The 1,019-nt window shown below is 76.3% G+C and carries 1 protein-coding gene; it reads right to left on the reverse strand.

The features are described from left to right. Positions 1–46 precede the first annotated feature (46 nt). Positions 47–1,019, reverse strand: a 973-nt coding sequence (locus B7L92_RS37445; RefSeq protein ID WP_174704081.1) for an ERAP1-like C-terminal domain-containing protein, incomplete at its 5' end; no start/stop codon positions are given.

Raw genomic sequence — 1,019 nt, forward strand, 5'->3', positions numbered from 1 at the left:
GCCCTCGGGGGTGCCGCCGGGGCCGGCGGCACCCCCGAGGGCCGGGTTACGCCTGCTGGACCCGCAGGGCGCGGGCCAGGTCGTCGAGCTGGTCGACGAGTTTGCGGCGCAGGGCGGGGATCGGGTCGGCCTCGCTCAGGCACTTCTCGCCGAGTTCCAGGTGCTCGGCGTCGACGGCGTGGGCGGGGAAGGCCCAGCGGCCGGCGGCCTCGGCGATGGCGGGGCCGCGGCGGGCGGCGACGGCCACGGCGTCCTGGTAGTAGCGGGCCACGTAGGGGCGTACGAGGTCGGCCTGTTCGGGCTGCCAGAAGCCCTGGGCGGTGGCGGTGAACAGGTAGTTCGACAGGTCGGCCTGGGTGTCGGAGCCGAACATGGCGTTCCAGGCGCGGGCCTTGGCGGCTTCGTCGGGGAGGGCGGCGCGGCAGCGGGCGGCGCCTTCCCGGCCGGTGGCGCTGGGGTCGCGTTCGAGTTCGGCGGCGATGTCGGTCTCGTCGACGGCGCCGAGGGCGGCGAGGCGGGCCAGGATCCGCCAGCGCAGTTCGGGGTCGAGTTCGGGGCCGCCGGGGACGGTGCCGTCGGCGAGCCAGGCGGCGATGGTGTCGGGGTGGGCGACGGTGTCGATGCGGTGGCGTACGGCGATCAGGCGCAGGCCGGGGTGGTCGCCGTCCTCGGTGCGCCGGATGAGGTCGCGGCACAGCTCGGTGAGGGTGGCGAGCGCGGCGGGCCGCCGGCCGGGGGCGAGGTAGCGGTCGGCGACGTGGGCGGTGGCGAAGGCGAGGACGCCCTGGACGAGGGCGAGGTCGGTCTCCTCGGGCAGGTGGGCGGCGGCGGTCGCCAGGTAGTCGGCCGGGGCGAGTGCGCCGTCGCGGACCATGTCGCGCAGCGCGTTCCACACCACGGCGCGGGTGAGCGCGTCGGGGATGCCGGACAGGCCGCGCAGGACGGTCTCCAGGGAGGCGTCGTCGAAGCGGATCTTGGCGTAGGTCAGGTCCAGGTCGTTGGGGACGACGAGGGCGGGG

The sequence above is a fragment of the Streptomyces viridosporus genome, assembly GCF_002078235.1.
GTDB lineage: Bacteria > Actinomycetota > Actinomycetes > Streptomycetales > Streptomycetaceae > Streptomyces > Streptomyces viridosporus.